Raw genomic sequence first — 25,322 nt, 5'->3', positions numbered from 1 at the left:
AGCACGAAAAAGTTAAGAATTTGTAAAAAACATCGAAGTTTTTAACGGCGAGTCGTTAGAACGCGGCTGCGCCGCTGCTAGACGCTTCGCTTGCTAGTGGTTAGCAGTGCCTTCTTTATGGGTATTGTGAAAACTGACTTCGTAAGAGCATCCGCAAAACAGAAGCCAAAAACATAAAAACCGCCTCACGGCGGTTTTATGTTTTTTCTTGGCTTTTTCTAGCAGGAAACGCAGTTTCCGTTCTCGCCACTAGCAAGCGAAGCGTCTAGCTCCTAAATAAGCGAAGCGACGGTTTTTTTTACCCACTAACGTATCCAAGTGGAATAACGGTACTCCACATGATAACCGTTACCGCCAGTAGACCGACCAGCACACACAGCCCAACGGTCAGGATGGATGAGGCGAAGAAGAATGCCCGGTCTTCAGGTATCTGCATGATTTCGGGAACGCCGGTGAACAGCAAATACACGGTAAAAGCCAGCGCAATCATACCTACGATCACATTCAGCCATAGAACCGGATACAAGCCAACAATTCCCGCCATAAACATGGGTGTCGCGGTAAATGTTGCTAGCACCATGCAATCATCCAGGCTGGCCTTCCCACCATAGGTTCGCTCCATCCAGTGGATAACATAGGCGATAAAGCCAACACCTACCCACATCGCTACGTAGAATGCGATTGCCGCCATCATTGCACTTTGCATAGACAGTTTAACAAACTCGCCCCCGGATATACTCCAGCCAATCTGAGTGGTTCCGATAAATAGAGACAGAGCCGGGATTGCGGCCAGAATGCTGATCTGTGACACGAAGCAGTGCATCATCGAGTAATGCTCTTTGCGTATATCTCGCCACTCATGTTTAGGGTCGTAGATTACACCCCACATATGTTGCAGAAACATAGGTCATACCTCCCAAGGCTCGGACTTATTATCCCCCGGCCTTATTCTTGTTTTTGGGTAACCGTACTCTTCCTAATGTCCGGTTCTCGTCTGTCAGTGACAGTTCTTGATAATCAGTAACCAAAATTCGTTGAAATTATGCGTTTCATTTTAATCAGTGTAGACCTATTACATAGTGATCAACCAATAACACCACAAATAACCACATAATATATTTCACACTAAACCAGAACATCGCCATCGGTGCTGAGGGATCTTTCGCCTGATACACCCTTACTGCCCATTGGCAAAATCTCAGATTCAGCAGAGTCACCCCGATGAGATATATCAAACCACTCATCCCGGTCATGTACGGAAACAACGTGGTCAGCACCATCAGCACGGTGTAGAGCACTATCTGCAACCGGGTGTATTGCTCACCATGAGTGACCGGCAGCATCGGAACACCTGCGCGGGCATAGTCATCTTTCTTGTGGATGCACAGCGCCCAGAAATGCGGCGGTGTCCAGGCAAAAATAATCAGTACCAGCAACAGGCTATCCGGCTCAACCTGGCCGGTTACGGCGACCCAGCCCAGCAACGGTGGCGCAGCACCGGCGATGCCACCGATAACAATATTCAGCGGCGTCGCCCGCTTCAGCAGCATCGTATAGATCAGTGCATAGCCTATCAGAGCCCCCAGAGTCAGCCATGCGGTCAGCAGGTTGGTCCAGAGTATCAGTACCACAATGCCTGTCAGGGCGAGAAATGCCGCAAACAGCAGCGCCCGATTCTCATCAATGGTGCCCTGTGGCAAAGGACGCCGATGAGTTCGGGCCATCTTTGCATCAATGCTACGATCCATCACATGGTTAACGGCGGCTGCACCGGCAGCCATCAAACCTATCCCCAGTGTTGCACTGATGACGGTCATCACCGGAGGAAACTCAGGCGTCGCCAGACACATCCCTACAATCGCGGTGAGCAGCATCACGGCAACTACCCGGGGTTTGCACAGTTCAAGATAGTCACGCCACAAGGCAAACGGTGAACTAAATATACGTTGTTGACCATTACTCATAGCGAACCTCCGATTCGTAACATGACTTCAGCCATAACAAACATAACAGCAGCAATACAGCACCCAGATGATGCAACCAGGCCAACATCACCGGTATGCCATAGACAACATTGGCGCCCCCTACGAAGAGCTGGAGAACCAATAGAATAAAAAGCACCAATGCCGGCTTTCGGCTCGCACTGTTGCGCAACGCCAATACCCCAACCAACAACATCACTACTGTAACCACTAGCGCGCCTAACCGATGTGTCATCTGTATAGCTGCCCGGGCAGGCTGGGGGAGCGTTCCTCCCTGATGGTTCTGATCGGTGTCATAACGCAAACTAAACCCTGCCCTGAAATCCAGATCAGTCCGTTGTCCTTCGACACAACTCAACCAGTGAGTACAGGCCCAACCGGCGTAGTTCGCACTGGTCCAGCCCCCCAGCAGAATCTGCATAAACAGCACCAGTACAGCTAAACGCATCATCCATCGGCCCGCCGGTTGAATTTCAGGCTCGTCTGCCCCGCGCAGCTTACCCTGCAGCATAACCAGCAATGTTAATGTCAGTAACCCACCCAGCAAGTGCCCGGTCACCACTGGTGGTAGTAGTTTCAAGGTCACTGTCCACATGCCAAACAACCCCTGGCAAACCACCAGCACCAGCAACAGGATTGACAGCCGTACCGGATAGCCATTTTCTTTACGTTTCTGCCACGCAATCACCGCCAGCAACAAAATCAGCAACCCCAGCGTTGACGCCATATAACGATGGACCATCTCTATCCACCCTTTACCGGCATCAACCTCAACCCCCGCATAGTTTTGCTGTGCCTCGGCAATGTGCGCCGCAGACATAGGTGCGGTAATCCGGCCGAAACACCCGGGCCAGTCGGGACACCCCAGACCTGCATCCATAATTCGGGTCCAACCGCCCATCAGAATAACCATAACCGTCAGCACTATCGCCATATAACAGATCACCAGGGGCCGCCGATTATTCATCTCATCCCACCTTAGATATGCGCAACAGACGCTTAAGATCTTTGACTACCGTTTTGGGCGACAGGGAAAGATCATAACGGGTGACCATAAAGCCGCGCGGATCCGCCAGTAATAAACCGCTGCCATGCTGATCATCATCGATACGCTGCCACAGCAAACGGTCACGATCCTTACCCAAAGATGCCTGCAGGTTTGGTAGCAGGGTCTGCCAATCGCTGCACTGATCTTCACAATCGCTATCCACCAGAAGTATCAATTGCCAACTGCCCTCAGCTATTACACTCTCTCCTGGCAGCTGAAGATCCTGAAGCGTCACCCCCGGCTGATACAACTCGCCTTCGGTAATTTGCTGTGCAGGTCGCCAGCCAGAGAAGAAGGCCAGTGACGCCGCGAACAGGGGCAGCAGTGCAGCCCCCCACACCAGCCAGAAAACAGTTCGGGGATAATGTCGGTTACTCATACCTGCTCCTTACGATGCAAAACCAGCCAGCTGCAACCACCCATCAGTACTATCGCCAGACCAAACCACTGGATCGCATAGCCGACATGTCGTTCAGGTGTCATATTCACCACCGGCCAGCCTACGCTTAGCCCTGACAGCAACGGTTTATCAATACGGATAACCGCCGGGTATAAGCCCGGATGCCTCAACGCTAATCGATCCATATCCAACTGCTGTATTCTCACCCGCCCATTCTCCTGCCACCTGTCAGGACTCAGCTGCATGGCCTGCGACGGGATTGCAAGCCTACCGGTAATACTCTGTGAGCCTGAGGGCAGACTAATATCCGGCAACTGATCCCGGTACTGACTGGCGGCCAGCCATCCCAGATTAACCAACACGACCGGGTGTTTGGCATTGGCATCAGTATCGGGTTTAAACGGCACAATCACTTCATAGCCAGTGCGTCCCTCCCGGGTGCGGTTATCCAAAAGATAGATAACATCACTGATAAATTGCCCGTGGAGGCTCACGCCGACCGGCTCAGTACTTTCCCGCTCAGGCAGCTCAGTCAGGTCTGTGCGTGCACTACTCCAACGATCCAGTAACTTCTGTTTTTCATCCGCCCGCTGTAGTTGCCAAACACCCAGCCACAGCAGCAGAGGAATCAACAACAGCGCGAGAATCACAATCAGCCACTTGCTAACAGGTAGCCTCTGAACTTTACTCAAATGAAGTCTGTTCATAGACGCTTCACTCATAACCGCTTTACTCATACACCGACCTGAGCACTGCATATGTTTAAGACTGTGATTGTTATCATCTTTATTCTTATCATCATCACCCTCTTCGCGGGACTCTACTTTTTGTTGAAAGATCAGAGCCGCTCGCGGCGCACCGTGCAATCCCTGGCGCTACGGGTATCCTTGGCGGCGCTTCTACTCATCATCATCCTCTTTGGCTTCTACACCGGGGAGCTGAAACTGCGAACACCATTCCCCCTGGCTCCGGCATCGCACTCTTCACTACAGTACCCGTCACAACAGATAGACAAACAGGAATAGTCCGACCCAGACCACATCGACAAAATGCCAGTACCATGACACCGCTTCGAAACCAAAATGGTGGTCCGGCTCGAAATGCCCACGTATTACCCGCAGCAGAATAATCAGCAGCATCAGCATACCCAGGGTCACATGCATCCCATGGAAACCGGTCAGTATGAAGAAGGTGGCACCATAGATACCTGCATGCAAGGTTAGCCCGAGTTCATGATAGGCTTCTGCATACTCCACTGCCTGAAACACCAGAAATAATGATCCCAGGGCGATAGTGAGTACCAACCACACAATCACCTGCGGGCGGCGATCCTGCTTTAAGCGGTAATGGGCGAAGGTCATAGTAACGCTGGAACTCAACAACAACAGAGTATTCACCAACGGCAGATGCAGGGGGTCAATAACCCCTTCGGGACCGGGATAGGCGGTCATATCCGGCGTTTTCATCAGCGGCCAGGTTGCTTCAAATCCCTGCCACAACATATTGGCGACGCCTTTCTCACCCTCCCCGCCCAACCAGGGAACGGAGAGGTTTCTAACGTAAAACAGCGCACCAAAGAATGCGGCAAAGAACATGATTTCAGAGAAGATAAACCAGCTCATTCCCCAACGGAACGAACGATCCATCTGATCAGAATAGAGCCCCCTGCGGCTCTCATCGATCACATGACCAAACCAGCCGGTTAGAATCAGCCCCATACACAGAGCACCGACTAACAAAAGGCTCAACCCAAGGGCTCCGCCAGTATTGGCACTCAACGCATTGATCAGCGTCCCGGCGCCATAAGCGATCAGAAACAGAGACACCGATGCCAGAATAGGCCAGCGGCTTTGAGCCGGAACATAATAAGCCTGAGTACTCATAGAACACTCCTTGCCGGTACAGTGAACACGCTACTCACCGGCCTGGGTTCAGGGGTAATATCAAATAATGTATACGAGAGGGTGATAGTGGTGATGTACTTCGGCAGTTCATCATCCACCATAAATACCAATGGCATTTCGCGCTTTTCGCCTGCAGCGAGCGGCTGCTGCTCAAAACAAAAACAGTTAACTTTATGCAGAAAAGGAGCGGCTTCAGAGGGCGCAACGCTGGGTATGGCCTGCGCTACCATATTGCTGTTGGTTGGATTAAAGGCCATGAAAGCGGTTTGCGTCATCTCTCCCGGATGAACCGAAATTTCAGCCAACTGAGGATCCAGTCGCCACGGCATCGACTCATTATTAACCGCCAGAAACTGCACACGCACTTTGCGCTTATCGTTAATCGCATATTCCTGCGTCAGCGCACCGGTGTTCTGCAGTTTGCCATTCAAGCCGGTGATATCGCAGAACACGTCATACAGTGGTACCAGCAAAAAACCAAAACCAAACATAAGCACGGCACCCGCTAACAGCTTTATTAACAAAGAGCGATTACGTTGCTGCAGCTGATTCATTGTTCACCTCAACCATTATCTTTGTAAGGATGCTTGAATACTGGAGGTTCAGTGAACGAGTGATAGGGGGGCGGAGATGACAGCGTCCACTCCAGCCCATGACTGCCCTCCCAAACGTTGTCGGTCGCTTTTTTACCTGAACGGATACAGCTGATGATGTTATAGACAAAGAGTAACTGGGAAAAACCAAACAGGAATGCCCCAAACGTCGCCACCATATTAAAGTCGGCAAACTGCAGTGCGTAATCGGGAATACGCCGCGGCATACCCGCCAGGCCAAGGAAATGCATCGGGAAAAAGGTCACATTCACGCCGATAAAGGAGAGCCAGAAATGCAGCTTCCCCATCGACTCGTTGTACATATGCCCGGTCCATTTAGGTAGCCAGTAGTATGCCGCTGCCATGATCGAGAACACCGAACCCGGCACCAGTACATAGTGGAAGTGAGCCACCACAAAGTAGGTGTCGTGATACTGGAAATCGGCAGGCGCGATCGCCAGCATCAATCCGGAAAAACCACCGATGGTAAACAGCACAACGAATGCCAGGGCAAACAGCATCGGCGTTTCAAAAGTCATCGAGCCGCGGTACATGGTAGCGACCCAGTTAAACACTTTGACGCCGGTCGGCACCGCAATCAGCATCGTGGAATACATAAAGAACAGCTCACCCGCCAACGGCATACCCACAGCAAACATATGGTGCGCCCAGACGATAAAAGAGAGTATCGCAATCGAAGCGGTGGCATACACCATCGAGGTGTAACCAAACAACCGCTTGCGGGCAAAGGTAGGGATAATCTCGGACACCACACCGAAGGCCGGCAGGATCATGATATACACCTCAGGGTGGCCGAAAAACCAGAACACATGCTGAAACAGCACCGGATCACCACCACCAGCCGCATCAAAAAAACTGGTGCCAAAATGGATATCCATCAGCATCATAGTCACCACACCGGCTAAAACCGGCATTACCGCAATTAACAGAAATGCCGTGATCAGCCAGGTCCAGACAAATAGCGGCATATCCATAAGTTTCATACCGGGTGTGCGCATGTTGAGAATGGTGGCGATCACATTGATCGCCCCCATAATCGAACTGATCCCCATCATATGCACGGCGAAGATAAAAAATGTCACACTGGGAGGGGCATAGGTGGTCGATAGGGGGGCGTAAAAGGTCCAGCCAAAATTGGGGCCGCCGCCCTCCATCAACAGGGTGGAAAGCATCATTGTGAAGGCAAAGGGCAAGATCCAGAAGCTCCAGTTATTCATCCGCGGCAAGGCCATATCCGGTGCACCAATCATCATCGGAATCAACCAGTTTGCCAGCCCGACAAAGGCAGGCATCACCGCGCCGAACACCATGATCAGCCCGTGAGAGGTGGTCATCTGATTGAAGAACTCAGGCCTGACCAGCTGCAGCCCCGGCTGAAAAAGCTCGGCCCGGATGGTCAGCGCCATGCAGCCACCAATAAAGAACATCATCAGACTGAACAAAAGATAGAGCGTACCGATATCTTTATGGTTAGTCGTATAAAGCCAGCGGGTGATACCTGTGGCAGGGCCATGGTGACCTGTACTGTGAACCGGTTGTTCTAAACTACCCATCACCCTACTCCTTCAACAATTCACTGATTTGCTGAACCGTAACCATGTCACCCTGATTACCCCAAGAATTTCGTTCGTAAGTAATCACTGACGCCAGATCGGCCGCATTGAGTTGCTCGCCAAAGGCTTGCATCGCAGTACCGGAACGACCATGCAGCACCACATTAATATGCTCTGCCGGATCTCCGGTCATCAGTGGACTGCCAGCCAGTGCCGGGAAGACTCCGGGAATCCCTTGACCTTCCTGCTGATGGCAGGCAGCGCAAGCGCCCTTATACACCTGCTCACCCCTTTCCATCAGCTGAGCCTGGCTCATCTCCTGCTGCGCCGACTGCGCTTCTGCTACTTTCAGACTGGCCTGCTCAGCGACCCACAACGCATAATCGTCCTGAGACTTCACCTCAACAACAATTGGCATAAAACCATGATCCCGACCACAGAGCTCAGCACACTGCCCGCGATAGATTCCCGGCTCATCCACCCGCGTCCAGGACTCATTGACAAACCCCGGAATAGCATCTTTTTTCACCGCCAGCGCGGGCACCCACCAAGAGTGAATAACGTCATTTGAGGTCAGCAGGAAACGGACTTTCTTCCCAGCAGGGATCACCAACGGTTTATCCACCTCCAGCAGATAATGATCGCCTTTAGCCTGTTCATTGCTGATCTGTTCCTGGGGCGTTGCGAGGGAGCTGAAAAAATCGATATCCTGGTTGAGATACTTATAGCGCCATTTCCACTGATATCCGGTGATCTGAATATCAATATCCGCGCTGTTTTTATCGTACATCTGAATCAGGGTGGTGCTGGCTGGAACCGCCATAGAAACGAGGATGACCACGGGCACAATGGTCCAGATGATCTCAACCCAGGTACTTTCGTGAAAATGTGCAGCTTTCGCTCCACGGGATTTGCGATGCCAGATGATCGACCAGAACATAACGCCGAACACCACAACTGCAATAGCAACGCAGATGTAAAAAATAATCATATGCAGGTTGTAAACGGAGCGACTGATCTCAGTTGCCCCCTCAACCAGATTTACCTGCCACTGTGCTGCAACCAGCGGCGCATAAAAAAGTCCGGCCAGAAACAGGACCCTTCCTATACGTCGAATCATCCCCAGGTCTCCTTGCTGCTGAATACTCAACAGCGGTACACCAAGCCTAAAAATGATCCCTTTTAGTCCAGTTCAATATCCCAGCTGATCACTTGGTTATAAGCCAGTATAGCAGCAGATTTCAGAGTGCAAGGGGAAAGTTCAACCTGCGTATAAAGTACAGGGGCGCAAATAAGCCGCCCCTGTCGGAGAGAGAAAAACTTCAGGTTATTCTGAAAACTGCCTACCCTGCCAACGTCGTTAAAAGCCAGAAAAGTAGCGCAATTAACGCTACCATAAAGACTGCCAAAACCAGCAGACTTGACCACACAGACTTCATCGGGAGGTTATATCGTCGCTCCCGCTCATCAGGTGGTTTGGTGAATACCATGCACCATAACTTATGAATCCCGGCTATCCAGTTAATCAACAGCAGCAGTTGTTCAGAGAGTCGGTTCGGATACATAGTACCGCTCCTCTATTAACTGAGCCTTTTAAGATATAGTCGATAGCCCAGCAAAAGAGCTAATAAAATTGCGAAAATAAGTTGCTGCAAGAAGTCAGCCCGGATCTGCCAAAGAAAGTGAAGCATCACCAGAAGACTGGCTGGATAGATAAGAGCGTGCAGTTTTTTCCAACGTTTACCAAGGCGACGCTGCATCCCCTGAGTTGAAGTCACCGCCAGTGGCAACAGCAGCAACAAGGCTACCGAGCCCACGACGATATAGGGGCGTTTAGTCAATTCGGTTATCAGGATATCCCAGCGCCAGCCCAGCAAAAAAGTGGCAAATGCCAGCAGGTGCAGCAGCCCATAGAAGAAAGCATAGAGCCCGAACATTCGCCTATAGCGAGCTAGCCAGCGCCAGCCAAATAGTTTTCGCGACGGGGTAACCGCCAGTGTCAGCCATAGCCAGCACAGCGCCCAGAAGCCAAGTTCTTTAACAATATATTTTGCCGGATCAGCCCCAAGATCATCGGTCAGCAGCCCTTCCAGCAACAGCCCCAACGGCAACAGTAATAACAGGAAAATCAGCCACCAGCGAATCAACCCGATACGCTCTACAGGTGTCATCAAAACCACTTGGTCAGATCCATCCCCCTGTAAAGGTGGGCAACCTGATCTGCATAGCCATTAAACGGCAGTGTATCAATAATATTCGGGGTTAACAGCGAAGAGGGTAAGCGTCGTTCAGTAGCCTGAGACCAGCGCGGATGATCAACCTGAGGATTCACATTGGCATAGAAACCATACTCATCCGGGGCTATATCATTCCAGCTGGTAGCGGGTATCGTGTCACTGAAGTGGATACGGACAATCGACTTAATCGACTTAAACCCATACTTCCAGGGCACCACCAGCCTTAACGGCGCGCCATTCTGAGGAGGCAACGCATTACCATACAGCCCCACCGCCATCAGCGTCAGCGGATTCATCGCCTCATCCATTCTCAGCCCCTCAACATAGGGCCACTTTATCGTGCCAAAAAAACCGCGCTGTCCCGGCATCTGATCTTTATCCATCAGGGTGGTGAACTGCACATATTTCGCTTTCGATGTTGGCTCAAACCGTTTAATCAGATCAGCCAGAGGAAACCCTAACCAGGGGATCACCATCGACCAGGCTTCAACACAACGAAGCCGGTAAACCCGATCTTCCAACGCATGGGGGGCGAGAATATCTTCCAGGTTGTAGCTGCCCGGCTTGGCAACTTCACCGCTGATCTCGACCTTCCAGGGGTCGGTAACAAACCCCTGAGCATTGCGCACCGGGTCACGTTTATCGGTACCGAACTCATAGAAGTTGTTATGGGTAATCGCATCATAATAAGGTGCCAGAGCCTCACTGGTCGAAAAGTCGTTATTACGTACCGCATCAGCAAGCTTCTGTTGCAGCCATAAAGGCCCTTTATAACGGGGCAGATCCGCAGGAATATCATATTCTGCAGCACCGGCCAGAGAGGGAAAACCCACCATTGGAATTGCCGCAACAGACAGCGCCGCTTGCATAAAACGGCGCCGGTCACGATAGACCGATTCAGGGGTAATCTCTGATGGCAGGATCGGTTGCGATATCCCGGTTTTATAACGTTTCAAAGCGTTTACCTCCTGCCATAAAACATAGCGGTTTAACTGCTGATTGACTTACGTTTACGCAGTAACCAGAGAACTGGACCAGACAGGGTATAACCCAACAGCAGTAACCAGAGAAAGATGGGCGGGCTGATTGAGATAACACCGATGGTCAGCACAATCACCAGCAAAATCATAAAAGGGATCTTACCCTTAGGGTCCACATCTTTGAAACTGTAGTAAAGCACATTACTGACCATCAGCACGCCCATCAGGGCAACATAGATGGCGATCGGGAAGACAAAACCGCTGACATCGATATCAAACTCGACACAGGCCCATACCAAACCGGCAACTGAAGCCGCCGCCGCAGGGCTGGGCAAACCGATAAAGTAACGCTTATCCACAGAGCCGATCTGTGTATTAAAGCGCGCCAGTCGCAGGGCCGCCCCGGCAACATAGATAAAGGCGCAGAACCAGCCAAACTTACCGGCACCGCTGAGTGCCCAGCTAAAGGTTACCAGCGCTGGCGCGACACCAAATGAAACCATATCCGAAAGTGAATCATACTCAGCGCCAAATGCACTCTGAGTGTTGGTCAGACGGGCTACACGTCCATCCAGACCATCCAGCACCATTGCAACGAAGATCGCTATTGCAGCATTATCAAACACACCGTTCATACCGGCGACTACCGCATAAAAACCACAGAACAGCGCCCCTGTGGTGAACAGATTCGGCAGCAGATAGATCCCGCGACTGCGGGGCTTGGGATCTGTCTGATCCGGACATGCCTGTTCCTGATCGGATTGTTCAGATGGTTCCGGTTTGTTTCCCTGTGGGTCATTCATAGAGCTATTTACACCAATGGATTAACAAAATGTTCCGACATTCTACTTACCCATATACGGGAAAGCTATCGGTACGGAAAAGCTCTCCTACCCGAGAGCCACGACAAAACACTGCTGCAACGTATCATTACAGCGAACTATCCGAGTCCTAGAAGTACCCGGTCGACAAATTTTCGCACCAGAATATTCGACTCCGGCGTGTCGACCGCCGAGTTTAAGACCTGCTCCAGTTGACCATCACCCTCGGTATAGTGGGATTTATAAAAGGTCAGCCGTTCAATCAGGGTGGCTTTATCAACCTCCGGATGAAACTGAAACGCCCAGAAGGGTTTCCCCTCTAACTTGAAGCTGTGAACACACTGGTCGGTATAGGCTAGCAACCGGCAACCCGGAGGCAATTTTTCCGCATATTGCCGGTGCACCGAGACAGCGGCAAACTGATCCGGAGTGTCATGATAAAGCAGATCATTAGCGGCCGTTGCGGCCAGGGTAATGGGGATGGCACCTATCTCGAAGCCAGTATCTTTGTGCAGAACCTCTCCGCCCAGGGCAAGTATCGCTAACTGAAAACCAAAGCAGGAAGCAAAAACCGGCTTACCGGTTTCGCCGCAGTGACGAATCAGCGCCTGACACCCCCGGATAAACGCATACTGATCCGGTTGCAGAACATCCGCTTCACTGGCGCCGCCAACTAACAGCGCATCATACTCATCGGCAACCGTTACCGGAAAATCCGGTGTATCAAATACGTTAAGGATCTCGATCTGCCGGGGCGAGACACCACAATATTCGGCAAAGCTATGGTGCTCTTCCCGGCGTACCTGCTCGCCATCACGGATCTGCAGTAGCAGAATTTTCAGTTGCTCTCGGGTTTTCATAACAGGGACTGGTCCGGACATCTTCGCTCTTAACACTCAGTTTTAGCTACTCAACTCTTAGTTCTGAGAAGTAAGTTCTCAGAACTAAGTTCTGACTGATAGCATTAAGAATACCCTGCTAAGTTGAAGACTCAATAGAAAAAGGGCAATTGTGATAGAAATCGCCCTTTCACTACCACCCGTTCAATCGGGTCTCTGCCCGTTATTTCAAGCCCGGCAGAAAGAAGGGAATATCGATCTTCTTTTCTGTCAGTTTACGGGTGATCACCTGTTTCAGCGGGGCAAAGTTATTGGCAATTCGCAGCGTCGCCTTACGGGCAATTTTTGCCGCAAAATTATCATTGGTAAACAGCCCGACCACCAGGTTCGTGCCCATATACAGCGGTTTGGTTACCCGCATATGGCTGCTTTGATATTTTTCCAGCACCGCGTGTGAACCGATATCCAGCCCCTTAGACAACGCGTGCTTAATCTCTTTGGTCAGAGTTTCCTGACTGCGTAACCCCAAATTAAAGCCGTGTGCTGTAACCGGATGCATCCCCACCGCCGCATCACCAATCACCGCAAACCGACGGCTGATAAACTTATTCGCATGCACGGCCACCAGCGGATAAAGATGGCGGCGTCCGTAGAGCTTCATGTTACCCAGCTGCCCCTGCAAACGCTGCTCAATATCAGCCGCAAACGCCTCTTCACTCATATTAAAAATAGTGTCTGCCTCGGCACTGGAGACGGTCACCACGATAGAAGACAGATTACCGGTCATCGGCAGAATAGCCAGCGTCCGGCCATAGTGGAAACACTCAAACGCGGTCTGATTATGGGGCCGGGTATGTTCCATCCGACACACTATCGCCGTGCGGGAAAAATCTTTCATGGTTGCCGGCACACCCATTTTGCGGCGGGTTTCGGAGAAGCGGCTGTCTGCGGACACCAGCAGATCACACTCGATCCGTTCACCATTGGACAGCACAACCCAGGCGCAGTCGGCACTGCTGCCAACATCTTCCACTGATATCTCAGTCAGCAGTTCAACGTTCTCAACTCCCTCAACAACCTCGAAATATGCCTTGCGGATCTTATCGTTGGGCACCAGATAACCCAGGGCATCCAGGTCGGTATCGTTATTATCGAAGTTCAGGGTATAGCTGGAGTTTCCATCCAGCACTTTTGCGGCACAGATCGGTGAGACATCTTTGTCGGCCAGCTGCTGCCAGGCCCCTGAAGCCTTCATCATCTCAATCGACAGGTGCGTCAGCGCGATCTCACGGCCATCTTCCGGTGGCTCGCGCAGGGTCGCCAGGGATGAGCGCTCCACCAACAGCACTTTCAGGGAAGTATCGCCAAGCGAGCGGGCAAAACTCAGCCCGGCCGGACCTGCGCCAATTATTACGATGTCATACTTCATACCGGACCTCAGGGCGAGCAAACGCCATTGCAACGTGAATATGACCGCAAACAGTACCGGCAATAACGGCAGATTTCCCTAATCCAGATCAAGCCTGTCAGAAAAAGCAGATCGTTAGCACCGATCAGGACAGCTTTTTAGACACAACAGCCCGAGGAGTAAATCTTTATTGCAGTTTTCGATACATATGTGAAAATATATTTCAAATACTGCAACACATTGACCGACGATTAGATTATGGACACCCGCTCTCTTAAATTTTTTATCAGCCTCTGCGACACCTTGCACTTTGGCCGCGCCAGTGAAGCCTGCCATATCAGTCCTTCCGCGCTGACCCGGTCAATTAAGCAACTGGAAGACACTCTGGGAGTACAGCTGTTCGACCGGGATAACCGCACGGTCAGCCTGACCCGAGAGGGAAAACGCTTTCAGGAGTATGCCCGGGAAGCACTGATCGAATGGGATGTAATACGCAATGCGTTGCTGCAAGGCGCGCAGGAGCTGCAAGGGGAGATCAGTGTCTATTGCTCGGTGACCGCCAGTTACAGTTTTCTCTATGAGATTCTTAGCAACTTCCGCAGGCAGTACCCCAAAATCGAAATCAAGCTGCATACCGGCGATCCGGAAAGCGCGATTCAACGGGTACTCAGCGGTACCGATGATATAACCATTGCCGCCCGGCCAGATACCTTCAACGCCAGCCTGGCATTCAAACATATCGCCACCTCGCCACTGGTATTTATCGCGCCGCAACAGGATAAACAGCTGGATGCATTGTTAAACGGCACACCCGACTGGTCAGCGGTACCGATGATACTGTCCGAGGAGGGCGTATCACGCAAACGGATCGATCAGTGGTTTAAAGCCCGGCAGAGTAAACCGCTTATCTATGCTCAGGTGGCTGGTAATGAAGCGATTGTCAGCATGGTCAGTCTGGGGTTTGGCGTGGGGGTTGTCCCCAGGATAGTCCTGGATAACAGTCCACTGGCAGAGCGGGTTCGTATCCTCAATATCGAGCCGGAACTGAAAGCTTACGACGTTGGCCTGTTTGCGCTGAAAAAGAAACTGCAGAGCCCGCTGATTGACGCTTTCTGGTCACAGATCCGCTAGAGCGCTTTACTACCGAAGCCATTTCTACAGCGGGGCATCGCTAGAAGCGGGTTACTCTGTTACCACCCGCTTACCCGGTTTATTGACCAGATAGATACCCAGCGCCACCAGCAACAATGCCCCGAGCATATCGAGTGTGAGCTGCTCATCCAGAATCAACCAGGCAAACAGCACCCCAAACAGCGGTGTCAGAAAGGTAAAACTGGCAATCTTCGATGCCGGATAATGACTCAGCAACCAGAACCAGGCCAGATATCCCGCAAACGCCATTAACACTGTCTGGAACAACAGCGATCCGATCACCAGTGAAGTCAGGTTGGTTATCCCCGGCTCATTCATCAGCCACGACAACAAGGGCAACATCAACGCAGATACGACCAGCTGATAGAGCAGCACCCGGGAGGGTGACTGATGCCGTTGGGGCGAAGCCTTCAGCACCACCGTTGTGGCGCCCCAGAAAAACGCCGCAGCCAGCGCCAGACTATCGCCCAACAGTGAAGCTTCACCATCGAGTGAATCCCTGAAGGCTAAGAAAACACCGGCAAAAGCGATTATCAGCCCGACAACCTGCGCCCTCTTCAGTGATTCATCCGGGACAAACAGATGTGTGCCCAGTGCGACAACAAACGGCGAGGTATAGAGAAAAATGGTGGTATGAGACGCGGTGGTCAGGGTCAAAGCTATATAGATCAGCAGAAACTCGATGGCAAACAGCACACCTAATAATACCCCCCACCAGAAAGCACCGTCGTCACGAAAGATCTTCTCGCCGCGAAACACCATCCACAGCATCAGCAGCAGTGAGGCGCCAACCGATCGCAGACCCGCCTGCATCAACGGCGATATCCCCTCCAGGCCAAACTTAACCACCACCTGATTGAGGCCGAACAGCATACACAGCCCCACCAACAAGACAATGGCGGGAGTATCAAAGGAGGTTTTAATCATGCGCTGAACAGCGCATCAAATTCCGGGGGAAGATAGGGTCGCCCACGTTGATTCAGAGCAGCACCGACTACCAGACCGGCAACACAGACCTTTTCATCCGCAAGACGGACAACCTGTTGACGGAAACCAAACCTCGCTTTCCCTACCCGTTCCAGCGCAACCTCAACCCGAAAGCGGTCTCCACTTTTCAGTGACGCTTTGTAGTCCAGTTCAGCACGAATGACCACCAGATTAATCCCGGCCTCAGCTAAGGCCGAAAAACTGATACCATTGCCTGTCAGAAACTCATGTCGGGCGTGTTCCAGATAGTTGAAATAAACACCATTGTTGACGATGCCCTGCATATCCAGTTCATAATCCCTTACGCTCATCTCTATACTGAACATTGCAAACCTCCAGGACAAAAAAAGAGGGTGCGATCATAGCACCCTCCTGAAAATCAGTCATAATTTAGTGTGTTGAACGGGCAGCCTTAACCGAGGCTGGCGCCAGAGATTCTATCAGTTTCAATAGCGCATCCACACCTTCCTGCAGGTGCGTATTATTATCGATCAGCATAATATTTTCCGGCAGACTATCAACAAACTGGCGGTGTCGGTTCAACCGTTTAACGATCTCGGCTTCGGTTTCCCGGCCACGCTGAATCAACCGCTGTTGCAGTATCGCTTCATCCACCTCAACCAGTACCGGAATCAGATTCGGATAGGCATGCATCGCAATCTGCAGATATTCCCGCGAGCCATTGATAACAACATTGATCCCTTTCGCCAGCCAGTTATCGATCTCTGAACCGATGCCATAGCTATAATCATGGGAATACCATTGCATGGCAAACATCCCCATCGTGGCACGCATATCAAACTCTTCAGGGGACAGGTGGATATGATTTTCCCCGCCAACATTGGCCGCACGGGTGATATAGCGATGGGCAACAAAACAGCAATGGTTTGGCTGCAGGCGCTGGCGACAGCCCTCAAGCAAGCTGTCTTTACCACTGCCTGAAGCGCCTACCAGATAGAGCAGTTTTCCACTCATAGGATGATCTCTGAATACTATAATCAGTTATGTTGAGACCAAGAGTAATACGCTTAAATTTGAAACGCCAGTATTGATTACCCCCGCACCGGATCACGGGGGCAATATAGCATCAGGCAAGCATCTCCTGTTCAAATACAATAACGTAGGTATCATTCCAGCGGGGGAACGGAGTGGTTAACCGCCATGGTGGCTCCTGGTGATAACCGCCAACCGTCTGCAGGTTTGCAATCCCCACACCGGTTGAGCTCAGATAGGCTATAGCAAGTAGAAAGGCCAGCATTATTAGCCTGATTGAATGGATCATAATAACCTCCTCAGACCGGTACTCTGTTAATAGACTTCCTGACTCTGTCGCCAGGACACCGCAGGTTCCCTGTGCCGCCGATCTGCATCCCCGTATTTAATTCCCGGAGGACTGTTAATTATAGTCTGAATAACAGATTCGCCAGAAAATTTCAGATTTTTCATCTTTTATATAAGCAAAGTCCGGTAGCCCCCAGGCAACAAGAATCCGCTGCAATAAGTCTGAATACCTGACGCGAAAGGGCATAGAAAAAATTTCACCACTGATAACACGCAGAAAAGCTGCTCATCAGATTTTCTCTGTGCTCTCTGAGTCCTCTGTGGTGAGTCTGTTTTTGATGGTGGGAATGACTACAGAATATAACTCAACCAACCTCTGCCATGACGAAACCCTTGCTCAGTAAAGTACTGATGAACCAAAAAAAAGCCACTCAGTGAGCGGCTCTTTATCAATAATGGTCAACAAAGCCCGAATATCAGAGGCTTAACACCTTTTCACCACGGGACAGACCCGAAACACCGGTACGCACCACTTCCATAATATTGGTGGTTCCCAGCGTCTGGATAAACGCATCCAGTTTGTCACTGGCACCGGTCAGCTGAACCGTATAAGTGTTCGGCGTTACATCGATGATCTGACCACGGAAAATATCCGCCGTCCGTTTGATCTCTGCACGCATCTGGCCAGTCGCCTTCAGCTTGATCATCATCAGCTCACGCTCAATATGATCACCTTCTGTCAGATCCACTACCTTAACCACATCGATCAGCTTATTCAGCTGCTTAGTGATCTGCTCGATCACCCGGTCACTACCGATGGTCGTGACGGTCAAACGGGACAGGGTCGAATCTTCTGTTGGCGCAACGGTCAGCGACTCAATGTTAAAGTTCCGCTGGGAGAACAGACCAACCACCCGGGACAACGCGCCGGGCTCGTTTTCCATCAACACAGAAATAATATGTCTCATGATCAGGTTCTCTCCGTCTTGCTCAGCCACATATCACGCATAGAGCCACGCGGTACCTGCATCGGGTATACATGCTCAAACGGATCTACGCTGATATCCATAAACACCATGCGATCTTTCAGGGAGAACGCTTCGGTCATCGCAGCTTCCAGATCTTCATATTTCTCTACTTTCATACCCACATGACCATACGCCTCAGCCAGTTTCACGAAGTCCGGCAGGGACTCCATATAAGACTGCGAATGGCGAGACTCATAGTTCATATCCTGCCACTGACGCACCATCCCCAGAGACTGGTTGTTAAGGCAGATAACCTTAACCGGAATATTGTACTGACTGATGGTCGACAGTTCCTGAATGTTCATCTGGATACTGCCCTCACCGGTGACACAAACAACCTCTTCATCCGGGAAGTTCATCTTCACACCCATGGCTGCCGGCAGACCGAAACCCATGGTGCCCAGACCGCCGGAGTTGATCCAACGATTTGGTTTGTTGAACTTATAATACTGCGCCGCGAACATCTGGTGCTGACCTACGTCAGAACAAACATAGGCATCACCCTTGGTGACTTTACTCAGCATCTCGATAACCTGCTGCGGCTTCATCTTATCCGAGTCATCGGTGCGATAACGCCCGCCGTGACGGGCACGCCACTCTTCAATCTGCTGCCACCAGGAATCGATTGCTTCTTTGACTGGCTGTTTCTTACTCTCTTTTACCAGCCCAACCATCTCCTGCAGAACATGCTTAGCAGGTCCTACAATTGGCACATCAGCCTGAATGGTTTTCGAGATAGACGCCGGATCGATATCAACATGGATAATCTTGGCCGTAGGACAAAACTTATCCACACCGTTGGTGACACGGTCATCAAAGCGCGCACCGACCGCCAGAATCAGGTCAGCGTGGTGCATCGCCATATTCGCTTCATAGCTGCCATGCATCCCCAGCATACCGATAAACTGACGATCCGTACCGGGATAACCACCCAGGCCCATCAGCGTATTGGTCACCGGCGCATTCAGCAGTTTAGCCAGCTCAGTCAGCTCAGTGCTGGCATCACCCATGATAACGCCACCACCTGCATAGATAACCGGACGGCGGGCATCCAGCACCATATCGATCGCTTTCTTAATCTGGCCACTATGACCACGGCTAACCGGGTTATAAGAGCGCAGTTTAATGCTTTTCGGATACTCGTAATTAAAGCGATCTGTCGGGTTAGTCATATCTTTAGGGATATCAACCACAACCGGCCCTGGACGACCACTTTCAGCAATATGGAACGCCTTCTTGATAATAGAAGGGATATCTTCAGGGTTCTGAACACTGAAACTGTGCTTAACCACCGGACGGGAGACACCGATCATATCGGTCTCCTGGAACGCATCTTCACCGATCAGGAAGCTCATCACCTGGCCGGTAATCACCACCATCGGAATCGAATCCATGTACGCGGTAGCAATACCGGTGATCGCATTGGTTGCACCCGGGCCGGAAGTTACCAGCGCCACACCGGCTTTACCGGTTGCACGGGCATACGCATCAGCCATATGGGTGGCAGCCTGTTCATGACGGACCAGCACGTGTTGTACTTCTTCCTGCTGAAACAGCGCATCATAGATATGCAGCAGCGCTCCGCCCGGATAGCCGTAGATGTGTTTCACACCCTCATCTCTAAGAGCGCGAATAACCATTTGTGCGCCAGAAAGTTGTTCCACAATAGTATCCTCAAATTACATGCACGAACGCATGTATAAAAAATTCTGATACTGGAGGATGTTATGACGCGCCTACTGGTGTTGGTGTGTAATAACATCAACCAGCAGGCTTTTGCGAAGATGACCGGTACGGTCAGAGAAAGGCAAAAGCAACTCTTCATCCGATGATTAAGTGTGGGTACACACTGTAAACCCGGGAAAATAAGCTGGGTGTGCTTATCAGGTTTCTGCTTCGGGGTAACCTACTTAACGCAGAAACAACTAAATTGTGCCGCCATTCTGCCAGCAGCGCCGAAATTGATCAATAGATAATCAGCATAAATATTATATTTTTCAGATGCTGAAACGGATAGCTGCAGACCCGTCAGTGAGAGTGCTATAGTGAGGCCATCAGACTTTCCCCTTTTCTGTCGGAGACCGTTGCATGAATACTTCGGAAATTAAAAACAAGGAACGCGCACTCAACGAATTTCTGCTGGTACTGCGCAAGATAATGGTAGAACCACACATCTGCGCCACCGCGCTGGAAATTACCCGCAAACATATTGATGATAAACACGCCAATGTAAAAATTGCGGATGAGTTATCCGCCACCACCAGCGTCAAGATCCCCGCTGTACACAGCGAAGCAGACACGCTGTTTCTGGAGATGCTCAAAGATCTGGTGCGGGACGAGAAAGCGCTGTATTAAGCTAATCCAGATAAATCATCATCGGGGTCTTCGTGGCCCCGTCTTAACTAAAAAAGCATCCCCCTCCTCTTAACATACCCCTTGCTATAACTTACACTTAACACCCTCAAAGGCAGTGAAGCCAATAGAATGACACCCCCGCTTGTCAAACAAGCGATTGCCACAGAATTAAAGGAATAATTCATATGTCAGTGCGCATCAGCGACCATCCAGCTTGCGATAGTAAAAAACTGTTTATTGAAGTCACCGGTATCAATCACACTACTGATCAGACATTTCAATTTTACGATCTTAGCGATAATACCCAACAGGAATATATTGAAGCCAAGCAGGCTATAGAGCAGGTCGATGACACCACTATTTTCAGTTGGGACTGGACCCCCGAAACAGAAAACCGCAATGTTTGGCTCTCAATTTCAGGTGATAGTGGTCCCATAAAGTTGCCACTGTTTCCCGATGTAGCAGACGTACCCCGTCAGTTGAAAAACCAACACTATCAGCTTCAGGCCATCTTACCCATGACCTTGCTGCCCAGTTTTAACCACCTGGACGATACACAACGACTGGCTCCCATTCGCAATGGCTATATCTACCTTATCTACAACAATAAAATATGGCGAGAGATCGCCATTAATCGCCCCTCTGTTGAGCAGATGGAATTTCGCGACATTAACCTCTACGCTCACCGTGTGGGCCGTGACAAACCTTTTAACAAAGGGCCTCGCGAAGCCAGCGGTACACCACTGAAAGATATCTGGCTACCCCTTAAAGCAAACAACCGTACTGTGCATCTGCGGGCAGCCTATTCTGAAGTTCAGTGGAGCGCAGCCTATCTCAACTTTTTAGAACAGAAAGAAAACTGGCCTTTGTTGGCACAACGCAGCCATACCGTAAACCCAAACCAAATTGAGAATCTGTATCAACAGTTTCAACATGGTTTTATACCCCCGATGCGCCTGCGCGAACCGGAGCTGGAAACTCAACTGGCGGAACCAGCCAACCACAACCGTGATATCAGCGGCAACTACCGGGGCAACTTATATAGTCAGATGCAGCAAGAGATCGCGAGCATGCGCTACAGCGCTCAGAGCGCTGCCGATGCGATTAAATTCGATACGCCGTTAAGGATGGAATATGGTGTCCGCAGCGCAGCACTGAATCAACAGGTCAATGGTATAAATGACGAACAGAAATACTGGCAGCCAATCAATGGCAGCGATTATCTCAGCGAAGCCCGCGAACGCAAACTACGCTTATTACAACTCCCCGACCCGCTATTCGATCTTCGCCACCATACTCAGATGGCGATGCAGGTCAGTGCCTGCCTGTTCCATATTCTGGAAGACGCGGGTCAGCAGAAATACTTTCAGAGCGCCGAGCTGGTGCAACGCTTTGTGGTGCCAGATAAACTGCCCAACGGTCAGGAAAACCCCAACCACAAGCACCTGGACAGCTTTGACTTCAGCCCTATCAGCGTATTCCAGCGCACGCTGCGCACGATAGAACGGCAACGCTGCCATGCGGATATGGCGCTATTCCAGGAAGCCCTTGGCCAAACGCTGGATAATCCGGCCACCGCTGCGGCAGTGCGGGATATCACCAGCCAGGAACGCGGCGCCCCCGGCGCCTACCGATTAGTCGGCAATGCCTTCCAGGCCCTGAGCCTTAACCTCACCGCTATCGATCCGCTGCAGGACAACGGTCAACCGCAAGACTGGCCCGGCCGCAGCACCATCGCCAACTTCTACACTCGGGGCGCCAGCCATCCGCTGCATGCCCTGCTCTACCCCCCTGCCGATCAGGTGCCGCTGGACACCGCTTACACCGCGCCCAGCCCAGTGAACGACGGTAGTGGCCTGGCAAACACAAGCAACATCGCCGGCTGGGCCGGAGATACCCTGCTGCTGAATGATCAGATAGAAAATCTGGAACAGGCGCTCCTGCTGGCCGAAAACAGCGAAGATGGCTTTAGCGGCAGCCGCCGCCTTCTGAATACCGCCGACGGAGTCCTCAGTGGTTTCTTTACCGCCATGCTGGCACTGCAGAACAAAGCCAGCGCCCGCGCCAGCCTCAGCGAACTGGTCGAAACCATCGAATTCAAGTCAGCCTACCTCGACAATATCCGTCTGGGCAAACTGATAGCGCCGGACAGTTTCGGGCAAGCCACCTTTATTCCCACCTCCGGCGAATCGATTGCGGGCGCCTATGTGGTGGGGGTACACAGCAAAAAAGCCGGGCTGCACTTTGGCCTCACTGAAGGACTGCGGAAGCAAACGACCGGACAACGTACCGGCGTACTCCAGGATAGCAACGGTAAACTATTGGCCTCCACCAATAAACGCAGTTTGCAAGGTACCGAGCTAAGACAGGGTGCCACTGCCCGCAGCAAAGCCGACCTCAAGGCTCTGGTGATACCCGATGATAATCCTGTCACCCAGATGAAGGTCGAACAATTAGCGAAAGAAGCCGATCTGGCGGACAAACTGAAGCCCCAGAGCAAAGCGGGCGGCATCGCCGGACAGGCCTACACGAGGCTGGGGGTTCCCTACTTTATTGTGGTGCTGGAGATTGTTAATTTGCAGAGGGCAGTAGCGGGGTTTGAAGGGAAAAGTACGTCTTATATTCTAACTTCAGGAGCTAGTGCATTTTGGGATCTTGGTGTAGCTATAGTCAATGCTTCAAACTTTCTGTCACGAGAAACAGGCCGTGTAGCCACTTATACAACCAAGACCATTATTAAGTTACCAGCAAGTGCTGTCAGGCTCCTCTCCGCGCCTTCTTTAGGCCTGCATCTTGAAAGGAGCCTAAGCCGACTCAAAATTGCCGGAGTGGTCGGCGGCGCTTTAACAACAGCGGTTGCCATATGGGATACCTGCCTGTTAATTTCCGCCCAGGACAAGGATGCCGCAGCGGCTATGGCAATGGTGGCGCTCGGCACCGGCCTGTCAACTTTTGGTAGCCTCTATACCGCTACCTTCCTAATGAGCCCGCTGGGCTGGATCGGACTAGCCATAGCCCTGGTAGGCTTCGGCCTCTACATGCTGTTTAAAGACAGTCCGATGGAGACCTGGCTTAAGAACGGCCCTTTTGGCGCAAGTCCCGACCGGACCGGCGACTATAAATATCTGCAAAAACCGGACAAGGCCTGGCAACACTTTATCAACCTGATTATGAATCTGCGGATTAAAACCTACCTAATACAGCAGATCGAACTACCCACTAAACTACGTCTGCACCTGGAAAATCTTGGAGCCACTCACGGCGTCTGGGTAACCAGCAACATGTTTGGCCTGAGCAACCCAGATCAGCAAGCATTGCGCTTCCATGCCAGACAGGCAGTATTAAAAAGCACGGTTAAAGTCACCCGCATAGGTCGTCAACGGCCAACGTTCAGTGTAGAACAGTTGAGCCGTTCTGACGCTCCTGTGATCTATCAGCACAAGCTGGATAACGGTTATATCTTCTTCTATCGCTACGATAAAACCGTGCCTCGCCCCGATAGTGAATATAAGCTGCTGGAGGGCAGTAGTTATCTCTATAATTATGATCCCCATTTCCATACCCGGGCCCAGCTGCAGATCGGTGAGCATACCTTCCCCACCCCGCCATTAAACAAAGAGGAAGAAGCCGGCAGCCCTCCCCGCACCCCGACCTTTACAAAAGGGGAATACTGGTGGGCCAATGAATTTGGCTGGGAACAGTAACAGGACTCATTATGAATAAAATAGAAACGCCACAGGATCGATATCAAGACAGCGCCTGGAATAGTCAGCATTACAGCAACCAGAAACCCCGCCCCGAACAGGGAGTGCTGATAAAGCTTCTACAGGGAAGCGACCCCCTGCCCTGGAGCCGGGCCAACGAAACGGTTCCGGTCAGTATGGTTGAGGAACCCACCCCAACCGAGATCAGGCAGCGCCTAAAAGAAAACAAAGGGGAAACCCACTGGGATGAAAACCAGTATAGCGCAGGGTCATTGAATAAATGGGGACTGATCTATTTTTACCTTACGGCCTTCGGTAAAGGTATCTGTACAATGTTCTTACCATTCTTTATTTTGGTTGTAATTATTCTTCCTTTTATATACGAACCTATAACACATTTAGATTTAATCGAGCCGATATATATATATATACTCTATGTTTTTATCCCTTCAGCCCTGATCTGGGGCTACTTCGAAGCCTCAGGCCGGGGATATCTCCCCATGCCCTGGTTTATGAAAGCGGTCAAACATTTCACCTTCAGCCGCAGCACCGGTATGGTCACCCGCTATAAAAACAATAAAGAGCTCTATAGCCATCCTTTCCCCGAATTCGACTGTTATCTGGTTAGCAGCCCCAGCCATCAGGGTATCCTCAGCTATCAGCTGCATCTGGTGCACCGCTATCATCGCTACTTCGACAGTATTCCCCTGCACGGTTTCAGCACCAGCCAGCAACCGGACGAGTTTGAGCGGATCTGGAACCTGATTCAGCGCTATATGGACACCAGCCAACCGATGCCCGATGTACCAGAGTTAGAGCTGGCCCGTCCTCGCGACCCTACAACTGCCGCCTGGGACAAACAACATCACCGCAAGCCCGACTACTGGTTCTCAATGGATGATGACGAGTTTGAAGAGGCGATAAATCAACTGCGTGCCGAACAACGATTTATGCCCACGCAGGGCCCTGAGATCGATCTGTTTAATGGCGGCACTCAAGCCTGATAACGCCTGAGCACACTAACGGACT

The 25,322-nt window shown here is 51.2% G+C and carries 25 protein-coding genes; 5 read left to right on the top strand and 20 right to left on the bottom strand.

All coding sequences use genetic code 11. From position 1 onward, the window contains the following. Positions 1–298: 298 nt before the first annotated feature. The 5 genes from Q0499_RS18125 to Q0499_RS18105 form a co-directional block, all read right to left on the bottom strand. The gene (locus tag Q0499_RS18125; protein ID WP_299202387.1) at positions 299–904 is read right to left on the bottom strand and encodes a Yip1 family protein; all 606 of its coding nucleotides are present in this window, start codon (positions 902–904) and stop codon (positions 299–301) included. 154 nt (positions 905–1,058) lie between these two features. Continuing rightward, on the bottom strand, positions 1,059–1,964 hold the full coding sequence (cyoE, locus tag Q0499_RS18120) for a heme o synthase (protein ID WP_299202383.1): 906 nt from the start codon (positions 1,962–1,964) through the stop codon (positions 1,059–1,061). Further along, complete coding sequence (locus tag Q0499_RS18115; protein WP_299202380.1) at positions 1,957–2,949, bottom strand: COX15/CtaA family protein; 993 nt, start codon at positions 2,947–2,949, stop codon at positions 1,957–1,959. Before Q0499_RS18115 ends, cyoE begins: the two co-directional genes overlap by 8 nt. 1 nt (position 2,950) lies before the next feature. Next, positions 2,951–3,409, bottom strand: coding sequence for a hypothetical protein (locus Q0499_RS18110; protein WP_299202377.1), 459 nt, complete (start codon positions 3,407–3,409; stop codon positions 2,951–2,953). Continuing rightward, positions 3,406–4,167: an SURF1 family protein gene (locus tag Q0499_RS18105; RefSeq protein ID WP_299202374.1), complete on the bottom strand. Its 762-nt coding sequence runs from the start codon at positions 4,165–4,167 to the stop codon at positions 3,406–3,408. Before Q0499_RS18105 ends, Q0499_RS18110 begins: the two co-directional genes overlap by 4 nt. Positions 4,168–4,188: 21 nt before the next feature. Between Q0499_RS18105 and Q0499_RS18100 the strand changes: the two genes are divergently transcribed. Further along, the gene (locus Q0499_RS18100; protein ID WP_299202371.1) at positions 4,189–4,455 is read left to right on the top strand and encodes a twin transmembrane helix small protein; all 267 of its coding nucleotides are present in this window, start codon (positions 4,189–4,191) and stop codon (positions 4,453–4,455) included. Here Q0499_RS18100 and Q0499_RS18095 read toward each other — a convergent pair. From Q0499_RS18095 to ubiM, 9 genes are all read right to left on the bottom strand, one after another. After that, a complete protein-coding gene (locus Q0499_RS18095) occupies positions 4,429–5,313 on the bottom strand; it encodes a cytochrome c oxidase subunit 3 (protein WP_299202368.1) in 885 nt (294 codons plus the stop codon). The two genes, Q0499_RS18100 and Q0499_RS18095, sit on opposite strands and share 27 nt — an antisense overlap. Further along, positions 5,310–5,888: a cytochrome c oxidase assembly protein gene (locus tag Q0499_RS18090; protein ID WP_299202365.1), complete on the bottom strand. Its 579-nt coding sequence runs from the start codon at positions 5,886–5,888 to the stop codon at positions 5,310–5,312. The genes Q0499_RS18095 and Q0499_RS18090 overlap by 4 nt, the downstream gene beginning before the upstream one ends. 8 nt (positions 5,889–5,896) lie before the next feature. Then, the gene (gene ctaD, locus Q0499_RS18085; RefSeq protein WP_299202362.1) at positions 5,897–7,501 is read right to left on the bottom strand and encodes a cytochrome c oxidase subunit I; all 1,605 of its coding nucleotides are present in this window, start codon (positions 7,499–7,501) and stop codon (positions 5,897–5,899) included. Between the two features lie 4 nt (positions 7,502–7,505). Further along, positions 7,506–8,621, bottom strand: a complete 1,116-nt coding sequence (gene coxB / locus Q0499_RS18080) for a cytochrome c oxidase subunit II (RefSeq protein WP_299202359.1) — start codon at positions 8,619–8,621, stop codon at positions 7,506–7,508. Positions 8,622–9,081: 460 nt separating this feature from the next. Further along, on the bottom strand, positions 9,082–9,672 hold the full coding sequence (locus Q0499_RS18075; RefSeq protein WP_299202356.1) for a protein-methionine-sulfoxide reductase heme-binding subunit MsrQ: 591 nt from the start codon (positions 9,670–9,672) through the stop codon (positions 9,082–9,084). Then, a complete protein-coding gene (msrP, locus tag Q0499_RS18070; RefSeq protein ID WP_299202353.1) occupies positions 9,672–10,694 on the bottom strand; it encodes a protein-methionine-sulfoxide reductase catalytic subunit MsrP in 1,023 nt (340 codons plus the stop codon). Before msrP ends, Q0499_RS18075 begins: the two co-directional genes overlap by 1 nt. 32 nt (positions 10,695–10,726) lie before the next feature. Then, positions 10,727–11,521 (bottom strand): CDP-diacylglycerol--serine O-phosphatidyltransferase, encoded by a 795-nt coding sequence (gene pssA / locus Q0499_RS18065; protein WP_299202350.1) that lies wholly within the window; start codon positions 11,519–11,521, stop codon positions 10,727–10,729. A 137-nt stretch (positions 11,522–11,658) separates the two neighbouring features. Beyond that, positions 11,659–12,399, bottom strand: a complete 741-nt coding sequence (locus tag Q0499_RS18060) for a type 1 glutamine amidotransferase (protein WP_299202347.1) — start codon at positions 12,397–12,399, stop codon at positions 11,659–11,661. 202 nt (positions 12,400–12,601) lie between these two features. After that, on the bottom strand, positions 12,602–13,807 hold the full coding sequence (ubiM, locus tag Q0499_RS18055) for a 5-demethoxyubiquinol-8 5-hydroxylase UbiM (RefSeq protein WP_299202344.1): 1,206 nt from the start codon (positions 13,805–13,807) through the stop codon (positions 12,602–12,604). A gap of 237 nt (positions 13,808–14,044) precedes the next feature. Here ubiM and ilvY point away from each other — a divergent pair, with 237 nt between their 5' ends. Then, positions 14,045–14,917, top strand: a complete 873-nt coding sequence (ilvY, locus tag Q0499_RS18050; protein ID WP_299202341.1) for an HTH-type transcriptional activator IlvY — start codon at positions 14,045–14,047, stop codon at positions 14,915–14,917. A 51-nt stretch (positions 14,918–14,968) separates the two neighbouring features. Here ilvY and Q0499_RS18045 read toward each other — a convergent pair whose 3' ends face one another. The 6 genes from Q0499_RS18045 to Q0499_RS18020 form a co-directional block, all read right to left on the bottom strand. Next, a complete protein-coding gene (locus tag Q0499_RS18045; protein WP_299202338.1) occupies positions 14,969–15,865 on the bottom strand; it encodes a DMT family transporter in 897 nt (298 codons plus the stop codon). After that, positions 15,862–16,251, bottom strand: a complete 390-nt coding sequence (locus Q0499_RS18040; RefSeq protein WP_299202335.1) for a thioesterase family protein — start codon at positions 16,249–16,251, stop codon at positions 15,862–15,864. Before Q0499_RS18040 ends, Q0499_RS18045 begins: the two co-directional genes overlap by 4 nt. Positions 16,252–16,315: 64 nt before the next feature. Further along, positions 16,316–16,900: a phosphonate metabolism protein/1,5-bisphosphokinase (PRPP-forming) PhnN gene (phnN, locus tag Q0499_RS18035; RefSeq protein ID WP_299202332.1), complete on the bottom strand. Its 585-nt coding sequence runs from the start codon at positions 16,898–16,900 to the stop codon at positions 16,316–16,318. A 112-nt stretch (positions 16,901–17,012) separates the two neighbouring features. Further along, positions 17,013–17,207 carry a hypothetical protein gene (locus Q0499_RS18030; protein ID WP_299202330.1) on the bottom strand — a complete coding sequence of 65 codons (195 nt, stop codon included), beginning with the start codon at positions 17,205–17,207 and terminating at the stop codon, positions 17,013–17,015. 475 nt (positions 17,208–17,682) lie between these two features. After that, complete coding sequence (gene ilvN, locus Q0499_RS18025) at positions 17,683–18,174, bottom strand: acetolactate synthase small subunit (RefSeq protein ID WP_299202327.1); 492 nt, start codon at positions 18,172–18,174, stop codon at positions 17,683–17,685. A gap of 2 nt (positions 18,175–18,176) precedes the next feature. Then, positions 18,177–19,898 carry an acetolactate synthase 3 large subunit gene (locus Q0499_RS18020; protein WP_299202324.1) on the bottom strand — a complete coding sequence of 574 codons (1,722 nt, stop codon included), beginning with the start codon at positions 19,896–19,898 and terminating at the stop codon, positions 18,177–18,179. 424 nt (positions 19,899–20,322) lie between these two features. Here Q0499_RS18020 and Q0499_RS18015 point away from each other — a divergent pair, with 424 nt between their 5' ends. The 3 genes from Q0499_RS18015 to Q0499_RS18005 all read left to right on the top strand — a co-directional run bounded on the left by Q0499_RS18015 (position 20,323) and on the right by Q0499_RS18005 (position 25,297). Continuing rightward, the gene (locus tag Q0499_RS18015) at positions 20,323–20,589 is read left to right on the top strand and encodes a hypothetical protein (protein WP_299202321.1); all 267 of its coding nucleotides are present in this window, start codon (positions 20,323–20,325) and stop codon (positions 20,587–20,589) included. Positions 20,590–20,774: 185 nt separating this feature from the next. Continuing rightward, positions 20,775–24,293 carry a hypothetical protein gene (locus Q0499_RS18010; RefSeq protein ID WP_299202318.1) on the top strand — a complete coding sequence of 1,173 codons (3,519 nt, stop codon included), beginning with the start codon at positions 20,775–20,777 and terminating at the stop codon, positions 24,291–24,293. Between the two features lie 11 nt (positions 24,294–24,304). Further along, on the top strand, positions 24,305–25,297 hold the full coding sequence (locus Q0499_RS18005; RefSeq protein ID WP_299202315.1) for a hypothetical protein: 993 nt from the start codon (positions 24,305–24,307) through the stop codon (positions 25,295–25,297). Positions 25,298–25,322: the final 25 nt, after the last annotated feature.

Origin of the sequence: uncultured Amphritea sp. (assembly GCF_937127095.1) — a bacterium.
In the GTDB taxonomy this organism is placed as follows: Bacteria; Pseudomonadota; Gammaproteobacteria; order Pseudomonadales; family Balneatricaceae; genus Amphritea.
This window is presented reverse-complemented; position numbering and strand designations above follow the sequence as displayed.

Bases quoted from the DNA above. Each gene is read 5' to 3' on its own strand.
- pssA (WP_299202350.1), bottom strand. From the start codon at position 11,521: ATGAATGACCCACAGGGAAACAAACCGGAACCATCTGAACAATCCGAT.
- Q0499_RS18045 (WP_299202338.1), bottom strand. From the start codon at position 15,865: ATGATTAAAACCTCCTTTGATACTCCCGCCATTGTCTTGTTGGTGGGG.
- coxB (WP_299202359.1), bottom strand. From the start codon at position 8,621: ATGATTCGACGTATAGGAAGGGTCCTGTTTCTGGCCGGACTTTTTTAT.
- Q0499_RS18030 (WP_299202330.1), bottom strand. From the start codon at position 17,207: ATGATCCATTCAATCAGGCTAATAATGCTGGCCTTTCTACTTGCTATA.
- Q0499_RS18100 (WP_299202371.1), top strand. From the start codon at position 4,189: ATGTTTAAGACTGTGATTGTTATCATCTTTATTCTTATCATCATCACC.
- Q0499_RS18110 (WP_299202377.1), bottom strand. From the start codon at position 3,409: ATGAGTAACCGACATTATCCCCGAACTGTTTTCTGGCTGGTGTGGGGG.
- phnN (WP_299202332.1), bottom strand. From the start codon at position 16,900: ATGAGTGGAAAACTGCTCTATCTGGTAGGCGCTTCAGGCAGTGGTAAA.
- Q0499_RS18090 (WP_299202365.1), bottom strand. From the start codon at position 5,888: ATGAATCAGCTGCAGCAACGTAATCGCTCTTTGTTAATAAAGCTGTTA.
- Q0499_RS18060 (WP_299202347.1), bottom strand. From the start codon at position 12,399: ATGAAAACCCGAGAGCAACTGAAAATTCTGCTACTGCAGATCCGTGAT.
- Q0499_RS18095 (WP_299202368.1), bottom strand. From the start codon at position 5,313: ATGAGTACTCAGGCTTATTATGTTCCGGCTCAAAGCCGCTGGCCTATT.
- ilvY (WP_299202341.1), top strand. From the start codon at position 14,045: ATGGACACCCGCTCTCTTAAATTTTTTATCAGCCTCTGCGACACCTTG.
- ctaD (WP_299202362.1), bottom strand. From the start codon at position 7,501: ATGGGTAGTTTAGAACAACCGGTTCACAGTACAGGTCACCATGGCCCT.
- Q0499_RS18125 (WP_299202387.1), bottom strand. From the start codon at position 904: ATGTTTCTGCAACATATGTGGGGTGTAATCTACGACCCTAAACATGAG.
- Q0499_RS18075 (WP_299202356.1), bottom strand. From the start codon at position 9,672: ATGACACCTGTAGAGCGTATCGGGTTGATTCGCTGGTGGCTGATTTTC.
- Q0499_RS18005 (WP_299202315.1), top strand. From the start codon at position 24,305: ATGAATAAAATAGAAACGCCACAGGATCGATATCAAGACAGCGCCTGG.
- Q0499_RS18015 (WP_299202321.1), top strand. From the start codon at position 20,323: ATGAATACTTCGGAAATTAAAAACAAGGAACGCGCACTCAACGAATTT.
- ilvN (WP_299202327.1), bottom strand. From the start codon at position 18,174: ATGAGACATATTATTTCTGTGTTGATGGAAAACGAGCCCGGCGCGTTG.
- Q0499_RS18040 (WP_299202335.1), bottom strand. From the start codon at position 16,251: ATGTTCAGTATAGAGATGAGCGTAAGGGATTATGAACTGGATATGCAG.
- ubiM (WP_299202344.1), bottom strand. From the start codon at position 13,807: ATGAAGTATGACATCGTAATAATTGGCGCAGGTCCGGCCGGGCTGAGT.
- cyoE (WP_299202383.1), bottom strand. From the start codon at position 1,964: ATGAGTAATGGTCAACAACGTATATTTAGTTCACCGTTTGCCTTGTGG.
- Q0499_RS18010 (WP_299202318.1), top strand. From the start codon at position 20,775: ATGTCAGTGCGCATCAGCGACCATCCAGCTTGCGATAGTAAAAAACTG.
- Q0499_RS18105 (WP_299202374.1), bottom strand. From the start codon at position 4,167: ATGAGTAAAGCGGTTATGAGTGAAGCGTCTATGAACAGACTTCATTTG.
- Q0499_RS18115 (WP_299202380.1), bottom strand. From the start codon at position 2,949: ATGAATAATCGGCGGCCCCTGGTGATCTGTTATATGGCGATAGTGCTG.